At 63.8% G+C, this 23,534-nt stretch carries 21 protein-coding genes; 14 read left to right on the forward strand and 7 right to left on the reverse strand.

Annotated elements, in window-relative coordinates; all coding sequences use genetic code 11:
- Positions 1-31: 31 nt before the first annotated feature.
- From OHB26_RS24975 to OHB26_RS24995, 5 genes are all read left to right on the forward strand, one after another.
- Positions 32-922 (forward strand): metal-dependent hydrolase, encoded by an 891-nt coding sequence (locus tag OHB26_RS24975; RefSeq protein ID WP_330179681.1) that lies wholly within the window; start codon positions 32-34, stop codon positions 920-922.
- Between the two features lie 53 nt (positions 923-975).
- Positions 976-2,013 carry a PDR/VanB family oxidoreductase gene (locus tag OHB26_RS24980; protein ID WP_442943039.1) on the forward strand — a complete coding sequence of 346 codons (1,038 nt, stop codon included), beginning with the start codon at positions 976-978 and terminating at the stop codon, positions 2,011-2,013.
- Between the two features lie 455 nt (positions 2,014-2,468).
- A complete protein-coding gene (locus OHB26_RS24985; protein WP_330179683.1) occupies positions 2,469-3,818 on the forward strand; it encodes a glycosyltransferase 87 family protein in 1,350 nt (449 codons plus the stop codon).
- A complete protein-coding gene (zomB, locus tag OHB26_RS24990) occupies positions 3,815-5,812 on the forward strand; it encodes a flagellar motor control protein ZomB (protein WP_330179684.1) in 1,998 nt (665 codons plus the stop codon). The genes OHB26_RS24985 and zomB overlap by 4 nt, the downstream gene beginning before the upstream one ends.
- Positions 5,813-5,883: 71 nt before the next feature.
- Entirely contained in the window at positions 5,884-6,798 is a 915-nt protein-coding gene (locus tag OHB26_RS24995) for a D-alanyl-D-alanine carboxypeptidase family protein (RefSeq protein WP_330179685.1), read from the forward strand.
- 16 nt (positions 6,799-6,814) lie between these two features.
- Here the strand turns inward: OHB26_RS24995 and OHB26_RS25000 are convergent, their stop codons facing one another.
- Positions 6,815-7,471, reverse strand: coding sequence for a TetR/AcrR family transcriptional regulator (locus OHB26_RS25000; protein WP_330179686.1), 657 nt, complete (start codon positions 7,469-7,471; stop codon positions 6,815-6,817).
- A 90-nt stretch (positions 7,472-7,561) separates the two neighbouring features.
- On the opposite strand from OHB26_RS25000, the gene OHB26_RS25005 reads away from it, so the two are divergent.
- Complete coding sequence (locus OHB26_RS25005; RefSeq protein ID WP_330179687.1) at positions 7,562-9,064, forward strand: MFS transporter; 1,503 nt, start codon at positions 7,562-7,564, stop codon at positions 9,062-9,064.
- On the opposite strand, the gene OHB26_RS25010 is transcribed toward OHB26_RS25005, so the two are convergent.
- Complete coding sequence (locus OHB26_RS25010; protein WP_330179688.1) at positions 9,061-9,681, reverse strand: TetR/AcrR family transcriptional regulator; 621 nt, start codon at positions 9,679-9,681, stop codon at positions 9,061-9,063. The two genes, OHB26_RS25005 and OHB26_RS25010, sit on opposite strands and share 4 nt — an antisense overlap.
- Positions 9,678-11,291: an FAD-binding oxidoreductase gene (locus tag OHB26_RS25015; RefSeq protein ID WP_330179689.1), complete on the reverse strand. Its 1,614-nt coding sequence runs from the start codon at positions 11,289-11,291 to the stop codon at positions 9,678-9,680. The genes OHB26_RS25010 and OHB26_RS25015 overlap by 4 nt, the downstream gene beginning before the upstream one ends.
- A 155-nt stretch (positions 11,292-11,446) precedes the next feature.
- Between OHB26_RS25015 and OHB26_RS25020 the strand changes: the two genes are divergently transcribed.
- Positions 11,447-12,397: a TerC/Alx family metal homeostasis membrane protein gene (locus OHB26_RS25020; RefSeq protein WP_330179690.1), complete on the forward strand. Its 951-nt coding sequence runs from the start codon at positions 11,447-11,449 to the stop codon at positions 12,395-12,397.
- Between the two features lie 182 nt (positions 12,398-12,579).
- Here the strand turns inward: OHB26_RS25020 and OHB26_RS25025 are convergent, their stop codons facing one another.
- Positions 12,580-12,807 (reverse strand): hypothetical protein, encoded by a 228-nt coding sequence (locus tag OHB26_RS25025; protein WP_330179691.1) that lies wholly within the window; start codon positions 12,805-12,807, stop codon positions 12,580-12,582.
- 271 nt (positions 12,808-13,078) lie between these two features.
- On the opposite strand from OHB26_RS25025, the gene OHB26_RS25030 reads away from it, so the two are divergent.
- The 4 genes from OHB26_RS25030 to OHB26_RS25045 all read left to right on the forward strand — a co-directional run bounded on the left by OHB26_RS25030 (position 13,079) and on the right by OHB26_RS25045 (position 14,999).
- Entirely contained in the window at positions 13,079-13,462 is a 384-nt protein-coding gene (locus OHB26_RS25030) for a hypothetical protein (protein WP_330179692.1), read from the forward strand.
- 37 nt (positions 13,463-13,499) lie between these two features.
- Complete coding sequence (locus tag OHB26_RS25035) at positions 13,500-13,883, forward strand: hypothetical protein (RefSeq protein WP_330179693.1); 384 nt, start codon at positions 13,500-13,502, stop codon at positions 13,881-13,883.
- Between the two features lie 225 nt (positions 13,884-14,108).
- The gene (locus OHB26_RS25040) at positions 14,109-14,381 is read left to right on the forward strand and encodes a three-helix bundle dimerization domain-containing protein (RefSeq protein WP_330179694.1); all 273 of its coding nucleotides are present in this window, start codon (positions 14,109-14,111) and stop codon (positions 14,379-14,381) included.
- 102 nt (positions 14,382-14,483) lie between these two features.
- The gene (locus OHB26_RS25045) at positions 14,484-14,999 is read left to right on the forward strand and encodes an Lrp/AsnC family transcriptional regulator (protein WP_330179695.1); all 516 of its coding nucleotides are present in this window, start codon (positions 14,484-14,486) and stop codon (positions 14,997-14,999) included.
- A 1-nt stretch (position 15,000) separates the two neighbouring features.
- Here the strand turns inward: OHB26_RS25045 and ald are convergent, their stop codons facing one another.
- Positions 15,001-16,110 carry an alanine dehydrogenase gene (gene ald / locus OHB26_RS25050; RefSeq protein WP_330179696.1) on the reverse strand — a complete coding sequence of 370 codons (1,110 nt, stop codon included), beginning with the start codon at positions 16,108-16,110 and terminating at the stop codon, positions 15,001-15,003.
- A 281-nt stretch (positions 16,111-16,391) separates the two neighbouring features.
- Between ald and OHB26_RS25055 the strand changes: the two genes are divergently transcribed.
- Positions 16,392-16,643, forward strand: a complete 252-nt coding sequence (locus OHB26_RS25055; protein WP_330179697.1) for a hypothetical protein — start codon at positions 16,392-16,394, stop codon at positions 16,641-16,643.
- Positions 16,644-16,669: 26 nt separating this feature from the next.
- Here OHB26_RS25055 and OHB26_RS25060 read toward each other — a convergent pair whose 3' ends face one another.
- Positions 16,670-18,142 carry an esterase/lipase family protein gene (locus OHB26_RS25060; RefSeq protein ID WP_330179698.1) on the reverse strand — a complete coding sequence of 491 codons (1,473 nt, stop codon included), beginning with the start codon at positions 18,140-18,142 and terminating at the stop codon, positions 16,670-16,672.
- A 423-nt stretch (positions 18,143-18,565) separates the two neighbouring features.
- On the opposite strand from OHB26_RS25060, the gene OHB26_RS25065 reads away from it, so the two are divergent.
- Both OHB26_RS25065 and OHB26_RS25070 read left to right on the forward strand, forming a co-directional pair.
- Positions 18,566-21,877, forward strand: coding sequence for a hypothetical protein (locus OHB26_RS25065; RefSeq protein ID WP_330179699.1), 3,312 nt, complete (start codon positions 18,566-18,568; stop codon positions 21,875-21,877).
- Between the two features lie 238 nt (positions 21,878-22,115).
- Positions 22,116-22,241, forward strand: coding sequence for a hypothetical protein (locus OHB26_RS25070; RefSeq protein ID WP_330179700.1), 126 nt, complete (start codon positions 22,116-22,118; stop codon positions 22,239-22,241).
- 24 nt (positions 22,242-22,265) lie between these two features.
- Here OHB26_RS25070 and OHB26_RS25075 read toward each other — a convergent pair whose 3' ends face one another.
- Complete coding sequence (locus OHB26_RS25075) at positions 22,266-23,498, reverse strand: ROK family protein (protein WP_330179701.1); 1,233 nt, start codon at positions 23,496-23,498, stop codon at positions 22,266-22,268.
- Between the last annotated feature and the right edge of the window lie 36 nt (positions 23,499-23,534).

Raw genomic sequence — 23,534 nt, forward strand, 5'->3', positions numbered from 1 at the left:
TCGCCCGCCCGCCCCACCCGGAGCCGAATCCATGCCACAACACGACAGAGTTCCCACCGAACCCGGCGAGGTCGCCATCGCGGCCCGCAATGTCACCTTCGACTGGGCCGACACCCCGCTGCACTGGATGCCGGACGAGCCCGTCGCCTCGATGGTGATCAACGCGTTCAATCTGCTGCTGCCCGAAGGCGAACGGATGTTCTGCCGCACCTTCAACGAGGCGCTGCCACTGGTACGCGATGAGAAGCTGCGCGAGGAGATGATCGGATTCATCGGCCAGGAATCCATGCATGCCGAAACCCACAATCAGGTCCTGGAAGAGGTGCTGCGCGTCCACGGCATCGATATCGGCCCCTACCAGGAGCAGATGGAGTTCCTCTTCCGCCGTCTACTCGGCCCCGACGAGAGCGCGAACCCCATCGCGCGGCATCAGCGACTGCTGGAGCGGCTCAATGTGATCGCCGTACTCGAGCATTTCTTCGCCTGGCTGGGTGTCTGGGTGCTGAACGCGGATCTGGAGCGGCATCGGGCCGACCCGCGGATGGCCGATCTGTTCCGTTGGCACGGCGCGGAGGAGGTCGAGCACCGCAATGTCGCACATGACGTCGCCGCCTACTTCCGTATCGGCTATCTGCGCCGGACCCTGCCGATCGTGCTGGCCTTCCCGATCTTTCTGCTGCTGATGCTGCGCGGCGCGAAATTCCTCATTCGGCAGGACCCGAACCTGCCGAACCTCGGCCACTTCCGGCTTACCGTGCGCATTCTCGGTGCCATGTGGCGCGGCGCGCTGCCCGGCGTTCCCTCCCTGCTCTGGGGCATGCTGAGCATGTTCAACCCCTGGTACAGCCCGTCGAATATGGGATCCACCGCCCAGGCGGTCGCCTATCTGGCCACCTCCCCGGCCACCAGGCGGGCAGCGTGAGCGCCCAGCCGATCCCGGCCCCGCTCTACGGCGGCCGCGAACGCGATCGGTTCATGGGAGCGCTCTCGGGCATCGTGCGGACCCGGATCGGATGGGCCGAACGCGTACATCGCAGGTCGCCTCCGGCGCCGGAGAACGACCGCCGGATCGACCTCGTGATCACCGACCGCTCGATCGTGGCCCACGATCAGGATGTGGTCGCGCTGCGTTTGGCCGCACCCGACGGCGGGGTGCTGCCGCGCTGGTGGCCGGGCGCGCACCTGGATGTCGAACTGCCGTCCGGGCGGCTGCGGCAATACTCGCTCTGCGGCGATCCGTCCGACCGGACCGCGTATCGGATTGCGGTGCGCCGCATTCCGGATGGCGGCGGCGGATCGCTCGAGGTGCACGAAGCACTGGGACCGGGCACGCGGATCACCGTGCGCGGACCGCGCAATGCCTTCCCCTTCGTACCGCGCGGCATCGGAAGCCCGGCCACCCGTGTGCATTTCGTCGCCGGGGGCATCGGCATCACGCCGATTCTGCCCATGGCGCGAATGGCGCAGCGGGCCGGCATCGACTGGACGCTCAGCTACACCGGGCGCAGCCTGGACGCCCTGCCGTTCCTGTCCGAGCTGACCGCACTGGGCGATCGAGTGACGGTGCGGACCGACGACACCCACGGAATACCGGACGCGACGGCACTTCTCGCGGGTATCGGCTCGGGGACCGCGATCTACTGTTGCGGACCGGCGCCCATGACGCAGGCCATTGTCGAGGCGCTGCGGGACCGCCCCGATATCGCCCTGTTCACCGAGCGCTTCTCCGCCCCGCCGGTGGTGGAGGGCATCGCGTTCGAGGTCGAGCTGGCGCGTACCGGCGAGGTGATCACCGTCCCCGCCGACCGCACCATCCTCGACGCGGTACTCGAAGCCCGTCCCGCGGCGGCGTATTCGTGTCGGCAGGGCTTCTGCCGCACCTGCCGGGTCCGGGTGCTCGACGGGCAGGCCGATCACCGCGACACCGCCCTCACCCCGGACGAACGCTCGGACGGCGAGCTACTGATCTGCGTATCACGTTGTGCGGGTGAACGTCTCGTACTCGACCTCTGACGACACCGGGCCCGCAGTCGCACATCCCGCGCTCTCGGATCGACCGTGCACCCAACGGCGCACGTCCGGCAAGGTGTTCGCCTCGCGCCCCATCCGAGCTTGCGCCGCGATGTCTCCGCATCGCTAGCCGGACGGTCGCTCGCCGTGCGGTCGAGGATTTGACGACCGTGTGGGACCGTCACCAGCGAAGTTTCGGAATTGGCAATAAACCTGGTCTGATATGCCGATTTTGGGTGTTTCGTGGCGCAAACTATCGCGAAAGTGCCGCTACTATTCAGCCTCGGTTGAGATCTTTCATTGGTTTGCCAGGTCGATTCTCGGCCTCGGCCGAACATTTTGCGTGCGGCTTTTCGAACACGAGGTGAAGCGAGCGCGCGGATCGGAATCCGATGTGCTCTCTCGTACGGCCCGCGGCACGAAGACGTCCTTCGAACAGGACCATCGACCGTTTCGCGGTGACGACCCCGATGCTGACGGTCTGCGCGATCGCCGCGGTCGCGGTCCTGGTGTGGCATGTTTTCGCGCTGCCGATGAGCAACCCGTACTACGGAATCTTCAGCTGCGATCTGGATCTTCAGGTCTACCGTGCGGGTGGACAGGCGCTGCTGGAACGGAGTCCGCTCTATCGCGGGCCGATCGTGTGGGAAATGGAGTTCACCTACACGCCGTTCGCGGCGCTGGTCTTCGTACCCCTGGCGCTGGTCGGGGTGATGACGGCCAAGGTGCTCTGGTGGATCGCGATCCTGGTCGCCCTGGTCGCCCTGGTCGCCCGGTGCCTGCTTGTGCTGCGTTATGAGAACACCGCTCGCACCTGGGTTTTCGCGACCCTGCTCGCCATGGTGTGCACCGCGCTGGAGCCGGTGCGCTCGACCATCTGGCTCGGGCAGATCAATGTCTTTCTCGTCCTGCTGATCGTATGGGATCTGACGCGCCCGGCCGATGCCCGGCTACGCGGGATAGGTGTCGGACTCGCGGCCGGGATCAAGCTGACGCCCGCGTTCTTTCTGCTGTACCTGGCGTGCACCCGGCAGTGGCGCACCCTCGGTATCGCGACCGCGACCTTCGCGGCCACCATCGGGATCGGATTCCTGACCCGGCCGCGTGACGCCTGGACCTACTGGGGTGCGCAGGTCACCACCTCCGGGCGGGTGGGCGCGGTCGATTCACCCGGCAATCAATCGATCAACGGCTCTGTCGCACAACTGCTTCGGTTCCTCGACGCGGACGGATTCCGGATCGGGACGGTGTACACGCCGCCGATGTGGATGTGGCTGGCGGCCGCGATACCGGTCATCGCGCTCGGGCTCTACGCCGCCACGCTGGCCTACCGGTCGGGGCACGTACTGCTGGCGATCACCGTGGCCGGTATGACCTCGGCGTGCGCGTCGCCGTTCTCGTGGGGGCATCACTGGGTGTGGTTCATGCCGTTGTTCATTCTCGCGATCCACCATGTGCGCACCGCCGTCGATCCCGGGCGCTGGGTGCCGCTCGCGGTCGTACTGTCGGTGAGTTTCTGCTGGTGGTGGAATTATCCGGACCGGCCGCCACTGGCGGAATCACCGCACCCGATCGGCATCGGACTGTTCATGTTGCCGCGCGACGACATTCCGGACTGGTGGTCGTATATCGCGGTGCCCGTGTACGCGGCGTGCTATCCGATGCTGCTCATCGCGACCGCGATCTATGTGATCACGCGACGTCGTGACCTGCCCGCACACCCGGACGCCGAGCCCGGATCTCATCGCGCTTTCGGCACAGTCGATCTCGATTCTCGCGAACCTCTCCTTGAACGGAGCTGTAAGTGACACTGTCCATTTCGCTCGACGTTGCGCGGGAGTGGACCCCGGCGGAAGACGCCACCGTCGCGCAATCATCGGCACTTCGCCCCGCGCAGGCATCGGGCCCGTCCGGGTTCTCGCGCGCCGTACTGCTCGGCGGCATCATGCTGACCGCGACACTCTTCGCATCCGGTGCGTGGCAGCGCCGCTGGATCGCGGACGACGGACTGATCGTGCTGCGCACGGTACGAAATCTGTTGGCAGGCAATGGACCCGTCTTCAATATGAACGAACGGGTCGAGACCAATACGAGTACGGCCTGGACCTATGTCGTATGGTTCTTCAGTTGGCTGACCGGGCTGCGGCTCGAATACGTGGTGCTCGGCATCTCGCTCACGCTGTCGGTGCTGGCCGTTGTCATCGCCATGGTGGGCGCGGCACGGTTATGGGGCGGAACGGGATCCGCGCTGCTGGTGCCGGCCGGGGCGCTCGTCTATATCGCGTTGCCACCGGCCCGCGATTACGCAAGTTCCGGGTTGGAGAGCTGTCTGGTCCTGTTCTGGCTGGCGGTGCTGTGGTGGTCGATGATTCGTTGGTCGCGGCAGCACACGGTAAAGCCCGCAATGTTTTTCGCGGCGGCGAGCTGGGCCGGTCTGGCTCCGCTGATTCGCCCGGAGCTCGCTATGGTGGGCGCGCTGGCACTGTTGCTGCTGTTGTGCGCTCCGGTTCCGTCGACTCGGTTGCGGCCGTGGGTGTTTCGCGGACTGGCAATCGTGGTCGCGGGGCTCGTGCCGGTCTCGTATCAGATCTGGCGGATGGGTTACTACGGTCTGCCGTATCCGAATACCGCGGTCGCCAAGGAGGCCGGCGGCGCCAAATGGAAGCAGGGGTTCGTCTATCTCCAGGATCTGGTCGGACCCTATTGGTTGTGGGTACCGCTCGTGGTGCTCGCGGTGTGGGCCGCCGTGGTGCTGTGGGAGCAGCGGATGCCCGGTGCGGCTGGCGCTCCGGTCGACGGCGGCTCGGTGCGGCTGGACCGGAAAACGCTACTGCTCAATAGGATTCACCGTTTCAGCGGTTGGCTGCACGGTCCGATCGCCGTCGTGACCCTCATGGTCGGCAGCGGCGTCCTGCTCACCGCCTATGAGCTCCGGGTCGGCGGGGACTTCATGCACGGCCGCATGCTGCTGCCACAGCTGTTCTGCCTCTTGATGCCGGTCATGGTGCTGCCCATCCGATTGCTGACGGAGCCGGCGAGCCATGAACGCCCCAGTCTCGATTGGCCTTTCGCGGTGGTCCTGGCGGCGTTCCTCGGCACGATCGGCTGGGCCTGGTTCGCGGCCGACACCACCGCCATCACCTCCGGCACCAAGATCCGGGCCAGCGGCATTGTCGACGAGCGTATCTACTACGTCCTCAACAGCGGCCACGATCACCCCATTCGCGCCGAGGACTATCTGGACTTCCCGCGTATGCGCCCCCTGGTCCGCGATATCGCGAAGACCCCGAACGGCGGGCTCGTGATCAACCTGCCCGATCAAACCTATTGGTACGTCATCCCGCCGCCGGAGCCCATCCCGCCCGGCGGCACGGGCCATACCGTCTTCTTCCTGAACCTCGGCATGTCGAGCATGAACGTGCCCTTGAACGTACGTGTCCTGGACCCGGTCGGTTTGGCGTATCCCATTGCGGCGCACACCGATCGGCTCACCGACGGACGCATCGGCCATGACAAGAACCTCGACGCGAGCTGGGTGGTCGCCGACACCGGCGTCGTCGCCCTGCACCCGTGGATGGCCGCGCACATCAAGGAGAACCAGGTCGAGCAGGCCCGAACGGCCCTGTCCTGCCCCGCCACCCAGGACCTCATCGCCTCGACCCGAGCGCCGCTGACCTTCACCCGCTTCCGCCACAACATCGTCCAGGCGTTCGGTTTCGCGAGCACCCGCATCGAACGCATCGCCAAATACGACCTGCAACGCTGCGATCTCCCCGAGCCCGTCCTGCCCGCACCGCGGTGAGGTCCGGCGGCGCGTCGTCCCGACGGTGAAATCCCGCTGGTTGGCGGGGGTGCGGTGCACAATGTGTGCCCATGCGAACATTTGCCCGAGTGTTGCACGCTGCCGTTGCCGGGGTGCTGATCGTCGCGGTCGGCCAAGGCATCGCCGCCGCACCGGCCACCAGTGCTCCCTTCGCGCAGTTGCCCTGGCCCACCGGTGAACTGGATGGAGTGCGGGCGCCCGGGGCGGCGCTCGCCGACGGCATCACCGGCACGATCCTGTGGTCGCGCGAGCCGAATACCCGGCTCCCGATCGCCAGCATCACCAAGGTGATGACCGCACTGGTCGTGATCAACTCCGGTGACCTGGAACGGACCGTCACGGTCCCGCCGGAGAGCATCGCCTACTGCGTCCGCAATGACGGCAGTACCGCGGACCTGGCAGCCGGTGAGGTGATCACCACGCGCGAGCTCCTCTACGCCCTGCTCCTGCCCTCGGGTTGCGACGCCGCTCATGCCCTGGCCGAGGCGTACGGCCCCGGCCAGGACGGCTTCATTGCCCGAATGAACCACACCGCACGCGAAATGGGCTTGGCCGGAACATATTTCGCCGACCCCAGCGGCTTGCCCGTCCCCGACGACTACGCCACCTACTCCACCCCGGCGGATCTGGTGGCCTTGGGTCTGCGAGCGATGAGCGTCCCGGTATTCCGCGAGATCGCCGGGTCGCGCGGCCATCACCTGCCCGCGGGCCCCGCCAACCGCGAACACCTCTGGGAGACAACGAATCTCCTACTGCGCGCCTATCCGGGCACGATCGGCATCAAAACCGGCTCCACCGACGCCGCGGGTTCCTGTCTGCTGTTCGAAACGGTCCGTGCGGGAATCCCACTCATCGGTGTGGTCCTGCACAGCTCCTCCGGCAGCGGCATCGCCGCCAAGGAAGACGCCGAGCGCATGCTCAACTGGGCCTACACCCCGATCCTCAGCGCCCTTCCGATCGGTTAGCGCGCTGCCGGGCGTATCAATCGAGTCGCCCGTAGATCAGGCGCAGGATCGCCTCGACGAGGTCGTCGATGCCCTGCGTCACTTCACTTTCGGGGGCCGCGGAGAGCTGTGAGAGTCGGCCGTCGCGCATCAGCGCGACGAGCGCCGCGAGTGTGGCCGAGTCGATCCCTTCGGGGGCGAGCCCGGCGGCGCGATCGCGGTCGATCTTGGCGGCCAGCGCGCTGGTGAACCGGTTCTGGATACTGGCGATGAACTCCGTCAGCGGCGGGTAGTTGCTGTTGTAACCCTCCAGCGAGCAGACCAGGATCGTGCTGTTGTCGTGCCAGATCTCGGCTGCTCCGGTGAGTTGGTCGTGCAGGAGTTCTCGCTGCGGGCCGGTGGAGGGCAGCCATACGTGGGTTTGGGCGTAGCGGTCGCTCACGTCCTCCATCAGGCGCGCGAGCACCGCCTGCTTGGACGGGAAGTAGAAGTAGAAGCTCGTGCGCGAGATGCCGGTGGCATTGGTGATGTCGTCGACGGTCAGGTTGGCCATCGGCTTCTTCATCAGCAGGTGGCGGGTCGCGTCCAGGATCTGGGCCTCGCGCTGATCGCCTTTGGACAGTGTGCCGCGGCGTCGGATTCCCTCGGTCGTGCTTCGGGTCTGGTTCACCTTGGGTCCGCCCTTCTGCGCCATGACCACACCATAGAGCGATTCCCATTCCCATACTGGACGTGGCGTCTATCATAATCGACATGGTGTCGATTTCAGCGTAGGGTCCCACCAATGACCTCCCCGCTCGAGCTTCGGCGTACCGCTTCGCCGACCGCGATCGTGCTGACCATGGCCAGCACCGTGTTCCTTCTGGCCTTGGTTCAGACGCTGCCCGTACCCGCGCTGCCGCAGATCGGCATGCAGCTCGGCGTCTCGGCGACGACGGTCGGATGGGTGACGACCGCGACGATGCTGGCCGCCTCGGCGCTGACGCCGCTGCTCGGGCGCCTGGGCGATGTCTACGGCCATAAGCCGGTCGTGCTGGCGACACTGGTTGCGACACTGGCTGGCAGCGTGCTCGCCGCCTCGGCGCACAGCATCGACCTGCTCATTGTCGGAAGGGCTTTGCAGGGAGCCAGTTTCGGTCTGTTCCCGCTGGCTATCAGCGTGCTGCGCCACGAACTCCCGGCCGAACGCCTGACCGGGGCGCTGGCCGTCACAGCCTCGACTCTCGGTGTGGGCAGCGGCGTTGCCCTGGTGGCGACGGGTCTGCTGACGCAGGGCGGGGCGGACTACCGCCGCATCTTCTGGCTGTGTGTCGTGCTGACCGCCGTGGTGCTGGTGCTGGCGTTCATCACCCTGCCGCGCCGCGCGGGTCAGGGCGGCCGAGTCGATTACGTGGGTGCCGCGGTCCTGGGCCTGGGTCTGGTCTGCCTGCTGTTGCCGATCTCCCAGGGCCACGAATGGGGTTGGGGCAGTGCGGGAGTGATCGGTCTGTTCATCGCCTCGGCCATCGTGCTGGCCGGATTCCTGCTGCTGCAGTCCAAGCTGCGTGAGCCGCTGGTGGCGACGTCGCTGCTGGCGCACCGTCCGGTCGCGATGACCAACCTGGCCAGCTTCTGTGTCGGTTTCGCGATGTTCAGCGTATTCCTGGGGGCGACCTACTTCGTGGCGACGCCGCGGGCACTGACCGGTTTCGGTTTCGACGCCTCGGTGCTTCGCACCAGTGTGGCGTTCATGCTGCCCGGTGCCGTGGTCTCGGTGCTGATGGGTCCGATCGCCGGGCGCCTGGTCGGGCGAATCGGCCCCCGCTACGTACTGCTGCTCGCCAGCGTCATCGGCCTGTGCGCCCTCACCTCCCTGGCGCTGCTGCATACGACCAGCGCGGAAGTTGTTGTCGCACTGGTCATCGCGAATGCCGCCATCGCGATCGCCTACTCCGCCATGCCCGCACTGCTCGTCGCCAATGTGGCACCGCACGAGACCGGGATCGCCAATTCGATCAACTCGATCATGCGCACGGTAGGCGGCGCCATCGGCAGCGCGCTGGTAGTCACCATCCTCACCAGCGACACCCTGCGCCACGGTCTCGCCAACGGCGCGGTGGTGGTCCTGCCCGCCGAAGGCGCCTACCGCATCGCATTCCTCACCGGCGCGGGCTTCTTCGCGGTAGCCGCCCTGCTGGCCGGATTCGGCCTGCGCGCCAACGGCCGCCCCCTGACCCAGCACGAGGTCGAGGAGGACATCGCCCTGGCGAGCGCCGGTGAATTCGCCACCGCGTCCACCAGCCTCTAATCATCTGCGCGCAGTGTTTGCCCCTTCTGATTGAGGGCGGTGAATACGCGCAGGCAGTGGTTGGTCATGGCGGTGGGGGTGAGGTGGGGGTGGTCGGTCCACCAGGTGATGGTGGTGGAGACGATGCTGAACCACCATGCCAGGAGCAGGGATTGGTCTTCGGGGGTGGTGATGCCCGCTTCGGCGAGGACTTCGGTGACGCCTTGGGAGCCCATGGCGTTGAGGGCTTCCTGGTAGGTGCGGGCTCGGTCGTGGGCGGCGCTGGGGCGGGGGAGGGTGGTGTCGTAGATGATTCGCCAGTTCTGGGTGCGGCCGTCGAGGGCGTGGAAGATGCCGGTGAGGGTGGCCAGGGCTTTGCCCTGTGCGCCGTGCACGACTTGGGCTCGGGCCACGGCTTCGACGAGGGTCTCGCCCGCGCGCTGTACGCAGGCGGCGTGCAGGCCGTCTCGGGAGCCGAAGTAGGTGTAGATGAGCGGTTTGGAAACCCCTGCGGCGGTGGCGATTGCGATGACCGATGCGTTGGCGTAGCCGCGGGTGCCGAACTCGGTTGTCGCGATGTCGAGGATTTGCCGTTCGCGTTGTGCACGCGGGACGCCCTTGGTTCCGGCGGGGCTCACGGCGCATCGTGGGCGGGGTCGATCAGCACGCCGGGGTTGAGGATGCCGGTGGGGTCGAGGGCCGATTTCGACGCGCGCAGGGCGACCGCGAATGGTTCGGGTCGTTGGTTGTCATACCAGGGGCGGTGGTCGCGGCCGACGGCGTGGTGGTGGGTGATCGTTCCACCCGAACTCGACAATGCCTGTGACACAGCGGCTTTGATCTCGTCCCATTGTTCGACGGTGTGACCCCAGCGTCCCGCGGCGTAGATGCCGAAGTACGGTGCGGGGCCGTCGGGGTAGACGTGGGTGAAGCGGCAGGTCACCACACCGGTGATGCCGAGGGCTTGGAAGGCGCCGGTGGCCGCGGCGTGCACCGCCGCCCGGAGCTCGTCGAAACGGTCCCAGGTGCAAGCGGTTTCGAAGGTCTCCACGATCATCGACTGGGCGGCCAGCGCATCACGCTGATAGGGCATCCGCAGGAACGACGACCGCCAGGTGTCCGCCGCCCCGGCATGCGCGGACTCCTGCTCCGAGTCGACGGTGCGAATGCCGTCGGGGATCCGTCCGCCATGGTCGCGGCAGATCTCGAGCGCCCGCGACATCGCCTCGCCCACCGGATGATCCGCGGATTCGAACCCCAGCACCAGCACCCCGCCGGAGGTGGGAGTTCCGGCATTGAGGAACGCCTCGACCGGATCAAGTAGTCGGCAGTTCGCCGGGAACAGTCCCGACTGTGCGATAACGCGGGTCGCGGCAACGGCCGCGGTGTAATCGTCGAATAGCACCGATGCGCCCGTCCGCCAGCGAGGGCGCACCTGCACCCGCATCCACGCCTCGGTGATCACACCCAGGATTCCTTCGGAGCCGAGGAACATCCGGTCCGGCGACGGCCCCGCACCCGACCCCGGCAACCGCCGGGATTCACTGATCCCGATCGGCGTCACCACCCGCGTCGACTCGACCATATCGTCGATGTGCGTATAGACGGTCGCGTAGTGCCCGCCCGCCCGCGTCGCCAACCATCCTCCGAGAGTGGAGAATTCGAACGACTGCGGAAAATGCCGCAGCGTCAACCCCTCGGGGCGCAGCGCCTGCTCCAGGTCCGGACCGAGCATGCCCGCCTGGATCCGCGCCGCCCGGCTCACCGGATCGATCTCGACGACCCGGTTCAACCGCCCCAGATCCAGCGACACCGTCCCGGCGTAGTCGGAGACCCCGCGCGGCTCCACGCCGCCCACCACCGAAGTGCCTCCGCCATAGGGGATCACCGCGATACGCGCGTTCGCGCACCAGTCGAGCACATCCATCACGTCCTGTTCGGTACGTGGGCGCAGCACCAGATCCGGGACGTTCTCCACCCGGCCGAGCAGGGCGCGCACCACATCCCGGAAAGCCTGCCCGTGTCCGTGTACGACCCGGTCGCCGAGTTCCTGGGAGGCCATCTCCGCCAAGGCATCCGGCGCCTGAACTCGCGAATCGCGCACTGTCAGATCGGATAGCGCGGGCGGCTCATGCGCGGACAGATCCGCGCCCGGCATCATATCGGCCACCCGGCGGGTGAGCGCCGCGCGCTCGGACCCGGTCACCGCGTCTTCGATGTTTCCCCAGCCCCACCACGAGCGTGTCACAGCTGTCCTCTTTCGACCGGATCGGCAAGTGACCCGAAGGTAATTTACCTTCGAGTCAATTACAACCGGGGAGGAAATTTGACTATTATTTGGGAATCTCTTTACCTTTGTGGTCGATTTGAGTAGCGTCGTGCCCACTGAGGGGAGCGTGTCTAGTGGATGTCTCGTTGACCATGTGGGTATTGACCCTGGCCGGTCTGGGGGTGCTCATCGCCGCCGACTTCTTCATCGGCCGCAAGCCCCATGATGTCTCGATGCAGGAAGCCGGCATCTGGACCGTGGTCTGGATCGCGCTGGCTGTCGTATTCGGTGTGGGGCTACTGGCTTTCGGAGAGCCCCAGGCCGCCACCGAGTTCTTCGCCGGTTTCATTACCGAGAAGTCGCTGAGCGTGGACAACCTCTTCGTCTTCGTGCTGATCATGGCGAAGTTCGCGGTGCCCTCGCAGCTGCAGCAACGGGTACTGCTGTTCGGCGTCCTGATCGCTCTGGTGCTGCGAGCGGTCTTCATCGGGGCCGGCTCCGCGATCATCTCCAGCTTCTCCTGGGTGTTCTACATCTTCGGCGCGTTCCTGATCTACACGGCCTGGAAACTCGTCAAGGAGGCCAGGGCCGAGGAAGAGGATGAGGAGTTCGAGGAGAACCGCCTGCTGAAATCCATCGAGCGCAGGTTCGGCGTCGCCGACCGCTACCACGGCACCAAACTCTTCATCGAGAGCAACGGCAAGCGGATCCTGACCCCGCTGATGGTGGTCATGCTCGCGATCGGCACCACCGACATCCTGTTCGCCCTGGACTCCATCCCGGCGATCTTCGGCCTGACCCAGGACCCCTATATCGTCTTCACCGCCAACGCTTTCGCCCTGATGGGCCTGCGTCAGCTGTACTTCCTCCTCGGTGGCCTGCTGAAGAAGCTCGTCCACCTCAGCTACGGCCTATCGGTGATCCTGGGCTTCATCGGCATCAAACTGGTCCTGCACGCCCTACACGAGTCCGGCGCGGACACACCCCAGATCTCCACCCCGGTCTCCCTGGCGGTCATCTGCGGCGTGCTGGTGATCACCACTATCAGCAGCGTCGTCGCCTCGAAGAAGCAACTGGCGCAATAGGGTGGGCAGGGTGGCGATCGCACCCCATGCCAGGGCGACGCGGGATACCGAAATCGCCGCGCTGCGTGCGGATCTCGAATCTCTCGGCCTGCGCGGGAGCCGGTGAGCGCGGCGCGGATCGCCTTGCTACAAATGGCCGGTTCATCGAATGATGAACCGGCCATTGTCATCTCGGCGCCGGGTCAGTGGTGCTGGAGCCGCTCCTTCATATCCTTGCCCATATCCTGCATCTGCGACCGCGCCTGCTGGGCTTCCCGCTTCATACCGTCGGTCAGGCGGTCCATGTCCTGCTTGGCATCGTCGGCAATCCGGTCCATGCCGCGTTCCATGCGCTGGCCCTGGTCCTTCATGTCCTTCTTGACCTTATTCGCCATCTGGCCGGGTTTTCGGCCCTTATTGCGATCAGACATTCCAACCTCCGCGTCGGTACGTTTTTCGTTCCGAATTGCGAGATGGGATCGCGGATGCCACCGCGTCCGGTGAGTCTCCGAGCGCTGCCGAGCGACCGTGCGTTTATGCGGTTCGCCGACAACCGGATCTTCGCTGCAATTACCGTGACAACAATTGCGCCTCGTAGATCCTGCCGACCATCGCTCTCCGCTGTCAACCTCTTGTCGCCGATTCACCGGCTCAGCTGGGTATCCTCATGATGAGGATGGACCGATCGGCAGGTTTGGAGCGATGACCACAGCACGCGAAGTTCCCGATCCGTGGTCCGGCGTCCGTAGCACCGGGCACTGGGTGCCGTCTCGCGGTCTGTCCAATGGGCTCGACGCCCGGGCCTGGGGCATTCTCGCGGATTTGGATGAATCGCAGGTCTACCGGGTGCTTTTCGCGCTGACCGATGCGGGAATCGCGGGCTATGTGCTGCCCGTGCGCGCGACCGTGCTGGAGCCCGGTGATCCGGAGGTCCGCTGGCGGCTCCGGGTGGATATCCCGCGATACCGCGCGGCGGAGGATCTACTGATGGAGTTGCTGCGCTACGGTCGCCCGCGACGCCGGGTGGAACCGGTGCGGAGTCGCCGCCGACGCCGGCGAGTGGCCCTGGTTCGCAAGTCGACATGACCGATGTCCCATCGGTCGGGAACGAAGGGGATCGACCATGAGGGGCATTCATCGCGGCGTACTCGGGGCGATGTCGGGTACCGTGCTCGCATTGCTCGGCGCGGCCCCGGCGGTCGCGGATCCGCCACCGATTCTCCAGCTCGGATTTCACAACGGCTACTGCACGACAACCGATGTCGACGCTCCCGCGGACACCCCTTTCCTGATCGATATCGATACCGGCTTCCAATTCACCGATCAATCCGAATTCCGAATTCCCGCACTGAGGATCAGGGTGATCCTGCCGAGCGCGTACTTCAACCCGCGCGCCCGCGTCGAGGTCGGCCCGCAGCCACCGGGGGAGATTCCCTTCGAACTCATGACGCCCTGGGTGTCCGGGAGCGCGGGTAAGGGCTGCTGGGGAACCATCCACGTCCGGTGACGCCATTGCACCTGCAATTTCATTTGTCGCTTGCAGGTGTCGTTGTCGAGGACCTCCGGTGCCGATTCGCTGACGTCCTGTGCCACAAAGGGATTCGCGGGAGAAATGCTCGCCGGTTGCGATGACACTTCTCGCATGCGGCCCGTGCGGGCCGTCGCCGGACACCCCGATGAGGATTTGGATGGCTCGGCGTCACCCGTTTGCGTATGGAGGCGAAACCAGAGCATGACGGCATCCGAAGAGGAGCGTCAGATCGGCGAGCTCGTCAGCCGACTGGCCGTGAAGTTCCCTCATCTGACGGCGGGGGTCGTCGGTGAGGAAGTCCGCGGGATACATCGCGATTTCGAGGGACATCGGGTCCGCGAGTTCATTCCGCTGTTGGTGGAGCGGATCGCCGAACGCCAATTGAGCAGGCGGGTGTCCTACCGCTCGAACTCGCCCCTGGCCGACCCACTATGGGATCGGATGCAACCGCTGCTCGTTCGCCGACTCGGGTAGGTCTGTCGACCGGTTCCCGGCCCGTGGCTCGGGTCGCCGCTGGACAGAGTTCAACGCTGATCTTCGCGGATAGTTTCGAATAATCTTCGATACAGTGCGGAGATGGGCAACGATTCTTCGCGACCACCACGGGCCGTGGAACCGGTGCGTGCTTCCTCGGGGCTCGACGCTGTCGATCTGGTGCTACTGGACGAGCTCGCGCGTGATGGCCGGATGACCAACAGCGCACTCGCGGCGGCGGCCGGGATCGCACCCTCCACCTGTCTGGGGCGGGTGCGAAACCTGATGGAGCGCGGGGTGATTCGCGGATTCCATGCCGATATCGATCCGGCCGCGCTCGGCCGGGACCTGCAGGCGATGATCGCGGTGCGGGTGCATTCGGAGGCGCGGAGTCATCTGGCGGAGTTCGGGCGGCAGCTGGCCGCGGTGCCGGAGGTGGAGAATGTGTACTTCATCGCCGGGGCCGATGACTATCTGATTCACGTGGCGACCGCGAGCTCCGATGCGCTGCGGCGATTCGTGCTCGACCATCTCAGCGCGCATCCCGCGGTCGCCTCCACCGAGACCATTCTCATCTTCGAGCATATTCAGGCGGCGGGCAGCCCCGAATCATTGTGAGCTACTGGACCGTCAGACTCTCGGCGGCGTAACCATGCGCCGCGGCAACGGATTCCGAGAACAGGACACCGGCGTGGGTGCTCAGCCCGGCGGCCAGGCCCTTATCGGCGGCGGTGGCCGCGCGCCAGCCCTTGTCGGCCAGTGCCACGACGTAGGGAAGGGTGGCGTTGGTCAACGCGACGGTCGAGGTGTGCGGGACCGCACCGGGCATATTCGCCACGCAGTAGAAGATCGAATCGTGCACCCGGTAGGTGGGTTCGCCATGGGTGGTGGGTCGCGAGTCCGCGAAGCAGCCGCCCTGGTCGATCGCGATATCGACCAGTACCGAACCCGGCTTCATATGTGAGACAAGGGCATTCGATACCAGGGTGGGAGCCTTCGCGCCTGGTACGAGTACCGCGCCGATGACCAGATCCGCCTCGAGCAGCAGCGTCTCCACCTCGGTCCGATTCGATACGACCGTGCGGACCTGGCCCTGATAGAGGTCGTCGATCTCGCGCAGGCGCGCGATATTCAGGTCCAGCACGGTGACATCGGCGCGCATACCGTGGGCGACGGCGATCGCATTGCGCCCAGCCACCCCGGCGCCGATGACGACCACTCGCGCCGGTCGCACCCCGGGTACGCCACCCAGCAGCACACCGCGGCCGCCACCGCTGCGCATCAGGTGATAGGCCCCGGCCTGCGCCGACAGCCGCCCGGCCACCTCGCTCATGGGGGCCAGCAGTGGCAGCGAACCGTCTGTGCCGGTGACGGTTTCGTACGCGATGGCGGTGATGCCGGAGGACAGCAGCGCATCGGTGCACTCCCGCGATGCCGCAAGGTGCAGATAGGTGAAGAGCAGCTGCCCGTCCCGCATCCGCGAATACTCCTGGGCCACAGGCTCTTTCACCTTGAGAACGAGCTCCGCCGCGCCCCAGACCTCATCCGCGGTGTCCAGTACCCGGGCACCGGCGTCGAGATAGGCCGCATTGTCGAACGAGGATCCGATTCCGGCATCGCTCTCGACGAAGACCTCATGTCCCCGATGTACCAGCTCGCGCACACCCGCGGGCGTGGAAGCGACCCGATACTCATGGTTCTTCACCTCGCGGGGAATCCCGATCCTCATTCGCCACTCCTGAATGTCAGCACGTGTGGCCGGACGACCACTCAAGGAGAGTGTGAAGAAAGTTCATCAAGAGCGCGAGACCTCTGAAGATAATTCTATAGGCGGAGCTAATTTCATCGTAAACATCGAAACCATCCGACAAATCGGCACCGCAACCGAATCATCTTCGAGACCTTCGCACCGCGGGATTCGGATTGCCACCCGGCATTCCCCTTCCGGATGTCCCGCGTCCATGCGACGATCGCAGGCGGCCGCTCGGCCGGAGAGTTCGAGGAATCCAGGTGACCCGAAATCAGCTGGCGATTGTCCAGTCGCTGTTCGTAATTGGAATATTGCTACTTCTATTGGGAGTGGCGACCTGCGTCCAGAAGTACGTGGGCGTGGGCAGTGTGTTCGGCGTGCTGGGGGTGATCGCGGTACTCGCGGCCTCGGCAATGTGGTTGCGGCTGCACAAGGCGGACAACGCCGATTCGTCCGGCGCGGCTGGAGACGGCGAAGCCGTCGAGTCGGCGCGGATGCCGACAGAGTCGTGATCCGGCGGATGGCATCGCTTCCCGAGCTATCGATCATGCTCCGCTGTCGCGCTCACGACTAGCACGAGTTGCGTCACAGGCGTGGTGCCTGCTCCGGCGACTGCTATCCGGTAGAGCCCTGGCTGCCAAACCGTCACTGGCACAACAATCCGACCAGCTCGGGTAGCTGCGAATGGCCGGGTCACCTGTTCGTCGGTCTCGGTCTCGATCACGGAAGCCCTGACATCGTTTGGGCTTTCGACGTCACCGGTGACCTCGACCTCGAACTCGATACCGACTTCAGCAATTTCGGGCCCTCGGATTCCAATTCCGTCCCCAGCCAAGCGCGGTCCGGTATCGCGGTTCAGCAATCGATCCAGGACATACGCGATCGTTTCGTCGGAGCGGGCGATCGGCCCATGTTGCTGCGGAAGCGGATGTGGTTCCTTGTCGTGCCAGGGTCGTGCGGAGTTCCGGGGTACAGTCCCATCACCTAGTCCTTTGAACTGTCGGGGTATCCCGTGGCGATCACGCAGCAGCTCTCCGTCATCGTCGACGTCGAAACTGTAGTAGTGGGGCTCTACCACCTGCGTCGTGTGCAATGTGAGGGTGCAGATAGTGGGCTGGGCTACTCCGATAACTGCTCGATGCCTCGGAATCGGCGTAGCCCGTGCTCTGTCACGGTGCTGTAGTGCCTCCTCGGCCAGTACTTTGCTGCCGCCTATTGATTCAACATCGGCAGCAGTCAGTCGGCGCACCTCGATGTCTTCGTCGACGCAGCGGTAGGTGGGTAGCAGGTCATAGATACCGGGCATCGTGACAGCGACCGGCTTGAGTCCTGACGCGCGGACCGGCGCGCCGCTTCCGGTGCCAAGCAGGACCGCGGCTTTGGCAGCGCCTTCGAACGGTGCCCCCAGCGTGATCACCAATCCGACATAGTCGAACGCCCCTGAAATAGTCGTGAGTGCTTGGCATAACAGCCCGCCCATCGAGTGGGCCACCAGATGGACAAGTGCATGTGGCCGATCTGATCGTTGCCGCCACCACCTGATGTGCTCGTAAATAGCGTGGGCAAGTAGATCGGCATTGGTCGAAACGGAAAGGCGCCAGTCGTAGCCGAACTCGAGCACTGCGTCTGGATGTCGTACTGCCGCCCGCAGGCTTGATACCAGCTTGGTGTATGGCTCGATTCCGGCCAACCCAGGCATCAGTGTCGGAAACTGCAGCAGCCGAGCGGGCCGCACCGTCGACTTCCTGCTGGGGTCGACCGCCAACGGTGCGAGGTTCGCCTTCGATGTCAGCCACATCCGCGCCAATAGCCCCGGCTGCAACCCCCACAACAGCTTTCCTGTAGCGGTGTCGACAAGCTCGGTGCCCATGATCCCTGGGATCACAACCACCGCGTCCTCCGTTAGTCGCGCCGACACCCGCCAAGAATCCACGACGTCCGACCGCTCCCATGGTCTGGCAGCAACGTTGATAACTGGATCCGCATCAGGAAATCCCCATTCAGCAGGCATGCACCTCATCCTGGTCGAAACAGGCGTTCGCCGGACGGAAATTTCTTGACTGGCGGCGCGTCTGCCGGAAGGCCTCTAGACGGCATGACATGTATCGGTGCAGGTGCTGAAGGCCGCGATCACACCCGACTTGTCGGGTATGCCCCGTATAGGTGCTGATCGGAATTGATCTGTAGCGAAGCGTGACCTGCCGGATATCATTGTCTGTATTGGTTCAATGCCGATTGGAATACCGACCGGAATGTTGCGTCGGATCTGTCTTATGACGTGATCATCTGGACGATGAGTTTCAATGTAATGAGCCGATCATTGTCGCTCGAGCGTACGCTATGCAGAGCCAGGGTAAATGGTGTCAGCAATCGGTTTTCGATCAAATCTTGCATATGACAATTTGGTCTTGGCCTTGACTGTGGGATGGGAGACGTGAGCATTCGTCCGGAATTCTTTCCGATCGCCATTGGGGAGTATAAGCACTTCGAGAACCTCGATGTCGAAGGAGAATTGAACGCGATAGGAGAAATCCTGGCCGCATTTTCCTGCAACGTCATCGAATGGGATACCGAAATGTGTGACCGCGGTGGAGATGCGGTTAACGACCGTTTAGCGGAATGGTCGGCGTCGGTATCGTCTCAGACGATCCTGTACTGGGTAGGTCATGGTTGGTCTGATGATGAGCGGGCGGCGCTTGCGCACGCATGGAGTCCACGGGCGGTCCGCTCAAGTGGCGTAACCCCTGATCTCCTCGCTGATGCGATAGCGCGCAGACGCTCCGTCCAGCCTGACTCATGGATGATTGTCGTTATCGACGCATGTGGTTCCAAGCGATTCGTTCGGCTGCTGAAGGCTGCTGTCGCGGATCGGCCAGGTGATCGTGCTCTTCTCCTCGTAGGTGGTTTGCGTGGTGAGGGGGCGACCACTCTGGGTGCGTTTAGCGACAGTATCCGGCATATTCTTGCTGTCACCTGTGCAACTGATTATGAGATTCCTTTGCGGCAGCTCGCCTATCATCTTGAAAAGATGGGTGCCGAGGTCGAGCAAAAGCTCTTACTCGATCTTGTCCTGCGCCGACGCCATGCGATGCTGGTCAATATAGATCTAGAAACTCTTGCCGAACTCAACGATGCTCTCCAAGGGCTGACATCCGATGAAATTCGTCATTTCCTACCCAAGGCGCATGGCGGAGAGCTTCCATTTAAGCAAACGATGCTCGGTGAGCAATGCTGGTACTTTCAAGGCCGTCATGAAGAAACGCGACGTATTGTTAGTTGGCTTAAACGATCATCGTCTGGTCTATTTGTAGTTACTGGACCTGCCGGGTCTGGAAAATCTGCATTGCTCGGCCACCTGGTCGTCAATGCTAATTCGACTCTCAGAACGGCTTTGCTAAGGGCGAAGTTGCTGAATGATTCCCCGGAGGATGAGCGTCCACCTGAAAACATATTTAGTCTTGTACTGCATTTGACCGGTGCCTCGCCCGCTGAGGTTGTATCCAGGATTGCAGATGGGATCGGTGTCATGCCGCCATCTGAGCTTGATATTAAGTTACTGGTTTCCTGGTTGACGTCACGTCTCGAAACCGCTGGACCTCTGGTAATTCTGTGCGATGCTCTTGATGAGGCAGTTTCACCGTTGATTGTTGCCCATGATGTATTGCGAAAAATCGCTTCGGTTCCGAATGTTCGAATGTTGATTGGAACCCGTGCCAGTACTTGGGAGCAGCCCGATCTTCCCGCCCCCGACGTTAATCTGCTGACTGCATTGAATGTCCACGGCGACCGTATTTTGATAGTTGATCGAAGTTCGAAAGCTGTTGCTGACTATATGCGAAATCGACTATGGGTTGCGGTACGTACAGGTGCGCTGTCGTCGAAATTCAATATTGAAAGGGTTTCCAAAGCGGCATATCGAAAAGCTCCGCAGTTTCTCTTTGCTCGTCTGATCGTTCATGAGATCCTGGCTGATGCAACGCGCCACTCGCCCAAGGGATGGGCAGACCTGGTTGCCAGCCGCCATCGTCGGCTATTTGGAATCGCCGTCGATCGACTGGATGCGGCGCATCCGACGCACATCCCGCTTCTGCGCGCGCTAGCCTATGCCCGCGGGCGAGGTTTACCTGTTGCGGACAATATATGGATAACCGTTGCACGTGCACTCGCGCCCGGGCAAAGAATCGAATATGGCGATATCGATCGCTTGACCAGAGACGCGGCACCGTATGTCCTTGCTGATCGTGAATATGGTCAGACTGTCTATCGGCTTGCGCATAGAACATTCGCTGAATATTTCACGAACGAGACGACTCCATCATTGCATGACCGCAGTGCGCATCTGGCAATAGTGAAATTTCTATTGATGGAGGTTGAGCGGGTAGTTGGAAGCTCTGCTACCGGAAATCCTCCGATAAATCCTTATCTCAGAGAGCTGATTACTGCTCACGTTGGCAAGGCCGGTCTAACGGGTTGGGAAGTGCTGGAGCAGTGGAGTCACGTCCTTGCGGTATTCAACCCCAGTACGGTAGCGTCCGATGCCGTTCTCAGCGCGTATGGCAATTTTCGACTTCCCTCGGTGTTCAGTGGAATCGTAGATAGTTCTCAGTGGTTGCAGACTCTGGATATATTGGACCGCCGTCTCGGAATTCAACTCGCGACCGTGCGTCAAACCGGAGTGCTTCGAAGTAATTCGACGTCAGTAGGCCGTCGACGGCTAGTCGAGCTTCACGCCGCTACGATGCCACCTCGTCAAACGGGCCAGCAGGTCCTAGCCGGGCATACCAGCTGGATCCGCGTGTTGGCAGCAGTGCCAAGTCCGGATGGTCACATCCTTCTTGCTTCCGGCAGCGACGACCGGACTGTGCGGCTATGGAATCCCGAAACGGGTGAACCCGTCGGAGATCCTCTGGTCGGCCATTCAGATGGCGTACTCGCGCTTGCAACGCTGCCGATGCCGACCGGAGCTGCGCTTCTTGTCTCTGGAAGTAGTGACCAGACCGTGCGGGTGTGGGACTTGGATACACACAGACTCCGCAGACAGCTATTTACACCACGCTCCCGCGCATACGATCCGAACTGGGTCGCCTCATGCAGGGTGCGTGCATTGGCGTCTGTATCAATGTCGGCGACGTGCGATGTTCTCGCCTCCGGCCACAGTGACTCTACAATTCATCTCTGGGATCCAGTTACCGAAAAATTCTTGAAAGACCCCCAGGTCGGCCACACTCAGGGTGTGCGCGCGTTGGTGGCGGTGCCGATGCGAGACGGAAGCAGCTTGCTGGCCTCTGGTGGCAACGACGGGACAGTGAGATTGTGGGATCCGAGCAGTGAGCAGCCCTGCCGATATCCCGTTGTCGCTGAAGGTGAGTCGGTGCGCGCGTTGGTGGCGGTGCCGATGCGAGACGGAAGCAGCTTGCTGGCCTCTGGTAGTAACGACGGGACGGTGCGGTTGTGGGATCCGTGCGGCGAGGATCCGTGTGTCAGTCGGCTCGTAGGTCATACCGAAGGGGTAAACGCATTGGCGACGGTGCCTATGTCAGACGGCTCAGTGCTGCTGGCCTCTGGCAGCTATGACGGGACGGTGCGGTTCTGGGATTCAGTTGGGCACGAGCTGGTCGACATTGTGCACCTTGGTGCCCCAGTGCATAGCATCTGTTGGGTAGGTGGTTTCCTGGCCGTAGGTTTGGACGGCCTCGTGATCCTAAAGGTTCAAGGTGCTATGTCCGGTCGCTTGGACGGCATCTGATCCGGAGCGAACGGCATGTGGCCTCATTGGGTCTGGCCTAAGAAGTGGCACGCTGAGTTATGTGGTGCTCGATGACTTCCTCCACCGATCCGCCTCGGCGGCGTTCTGATCGGTGCCGCGACCATTCTGGTCGGGCAGAACGTACTGCTAGCGGGTCGTGGCTGGACCTCGCTAGCGAGACCGTTGTGCGGGATTCGTTTCGGCGACTACAGGATTGGGTGCCAACTATCGCAGGGTCGTGGCGCGGTATCAGGTCTACGGCACCGCCGTCCCGGAGGACTGCGTGAAGGAGTACCAGCGGATCGAGCAGTTCCGCCTCCGGTTCATCGAACAGATCGTCACGGGAGGGCGCGGACACCGATGACCGCGGGCTGTCGGTCGCGGGCGATCAGGTCGCCGACGTGCGCAGGGCGCGGCGGGCGGCGATCGAGCCGAAGGTTTCGCGGTCGGCGAGGAAACCCTCGAGTGCGAAGGTGGCGGCGCCGAGGCTGGCCGGATTATGCGGCAGCGTCGAAAGTTGCAGTGTCACAGCCTCGAAGGGGCCGGTCATGGCGTGAGCTTCGGCGATGCGGCGGGTGACCTCGAGCAGGGGTGCGCCGAGGTGGTTCGCGACGAGATCGCCGAAGACCATGGTCCGGGGGTTGAAGAGGTTCACCAGGTTGGCGACGGCTACACCGAGGTAATTGCCGGTCTTCTCGATGACGGCGAGCGCGGTGGCATCGCCGCGTTGCGCGGCGGTGCCGAGCGCGGCGATGGTGAGCGCGTCGTCGGCGTCCAGTAGCGGACTCGACGGCGCGAGTTCGCGCAGCGTGCGCACGATACCGGGTGCGCCGACATACGCCTCGACGCAACCGGTGCGCCCGCAACGGCATTCGCGTCCGTCCAGGACGAGGTTGGTATGGCCCCATTCGCCCGCGCTGTTGGTGACACCGCGGTAGAGCATGCCGTCGACGACGACTCCGATGCCGACTCCGGCCCGCAGTGTGACCACGATCAGATTGTCCACGGTGCGGCCCGCGCCGAACCAAAGTTGTGCCGCGGTACTGGCTTTGAGCGGATTGTCGAGGTAGAGCGGGTAGGGCAGGCGCTCCTCGAGCAGCTCCTCGAACGGAACGTCATGCCAGTGCCAATACGGCGAGAAGACCGAGATACCGCGTTCGGGCTCGACCAATCCCGGGACGCTCAGGCCGATGCCGAGCACCTTGTCCGCATCGCCCGCGATGACCTCGCCGATACCGCGCACAATCAGTTCGACGATATCGCCGGGTGTGGTGGCGCGGGGATCGACCGGGATCTCACTGGAGCGCAGTACGGACATGGCGAGGTCGAAAACGTCGAAATGAATGCTGGTTTCGGCGACGTCGACCCCGATGAGCACACCCCGGTCCGGATTGATCGCCAGCCGGGCGCGGGGGCGGCCGACGCCGGGGGAGTCGTGGCCGAGTTCGGCGAGTACGCCCACATCCAGGAGTTCGGCGATCATATTGCCGACCGTCGCGAAGGAGAGCCCGGTGGCTCGGGTGACATCCTGGCGGCTGGTGTGACCATCCGAGGCGTACACCGCCTGTAGTACGCCGAACCTGTTCCGTCGCCTGATATCCCGCGCGTTCAGCTGGTACACGGTTCGGTCCACTCCCTCCGCTGTTGTTCGTCAAGA

It is taken from the genome of Nocardia sp. NBC_01503 (assembly GCF_036327755.1).
Classification (GTDB): Bacteria; Actinomycetota; Actinomycetes; order Mycobacteriales; family Mycobacteriaceae; genus Nocardia.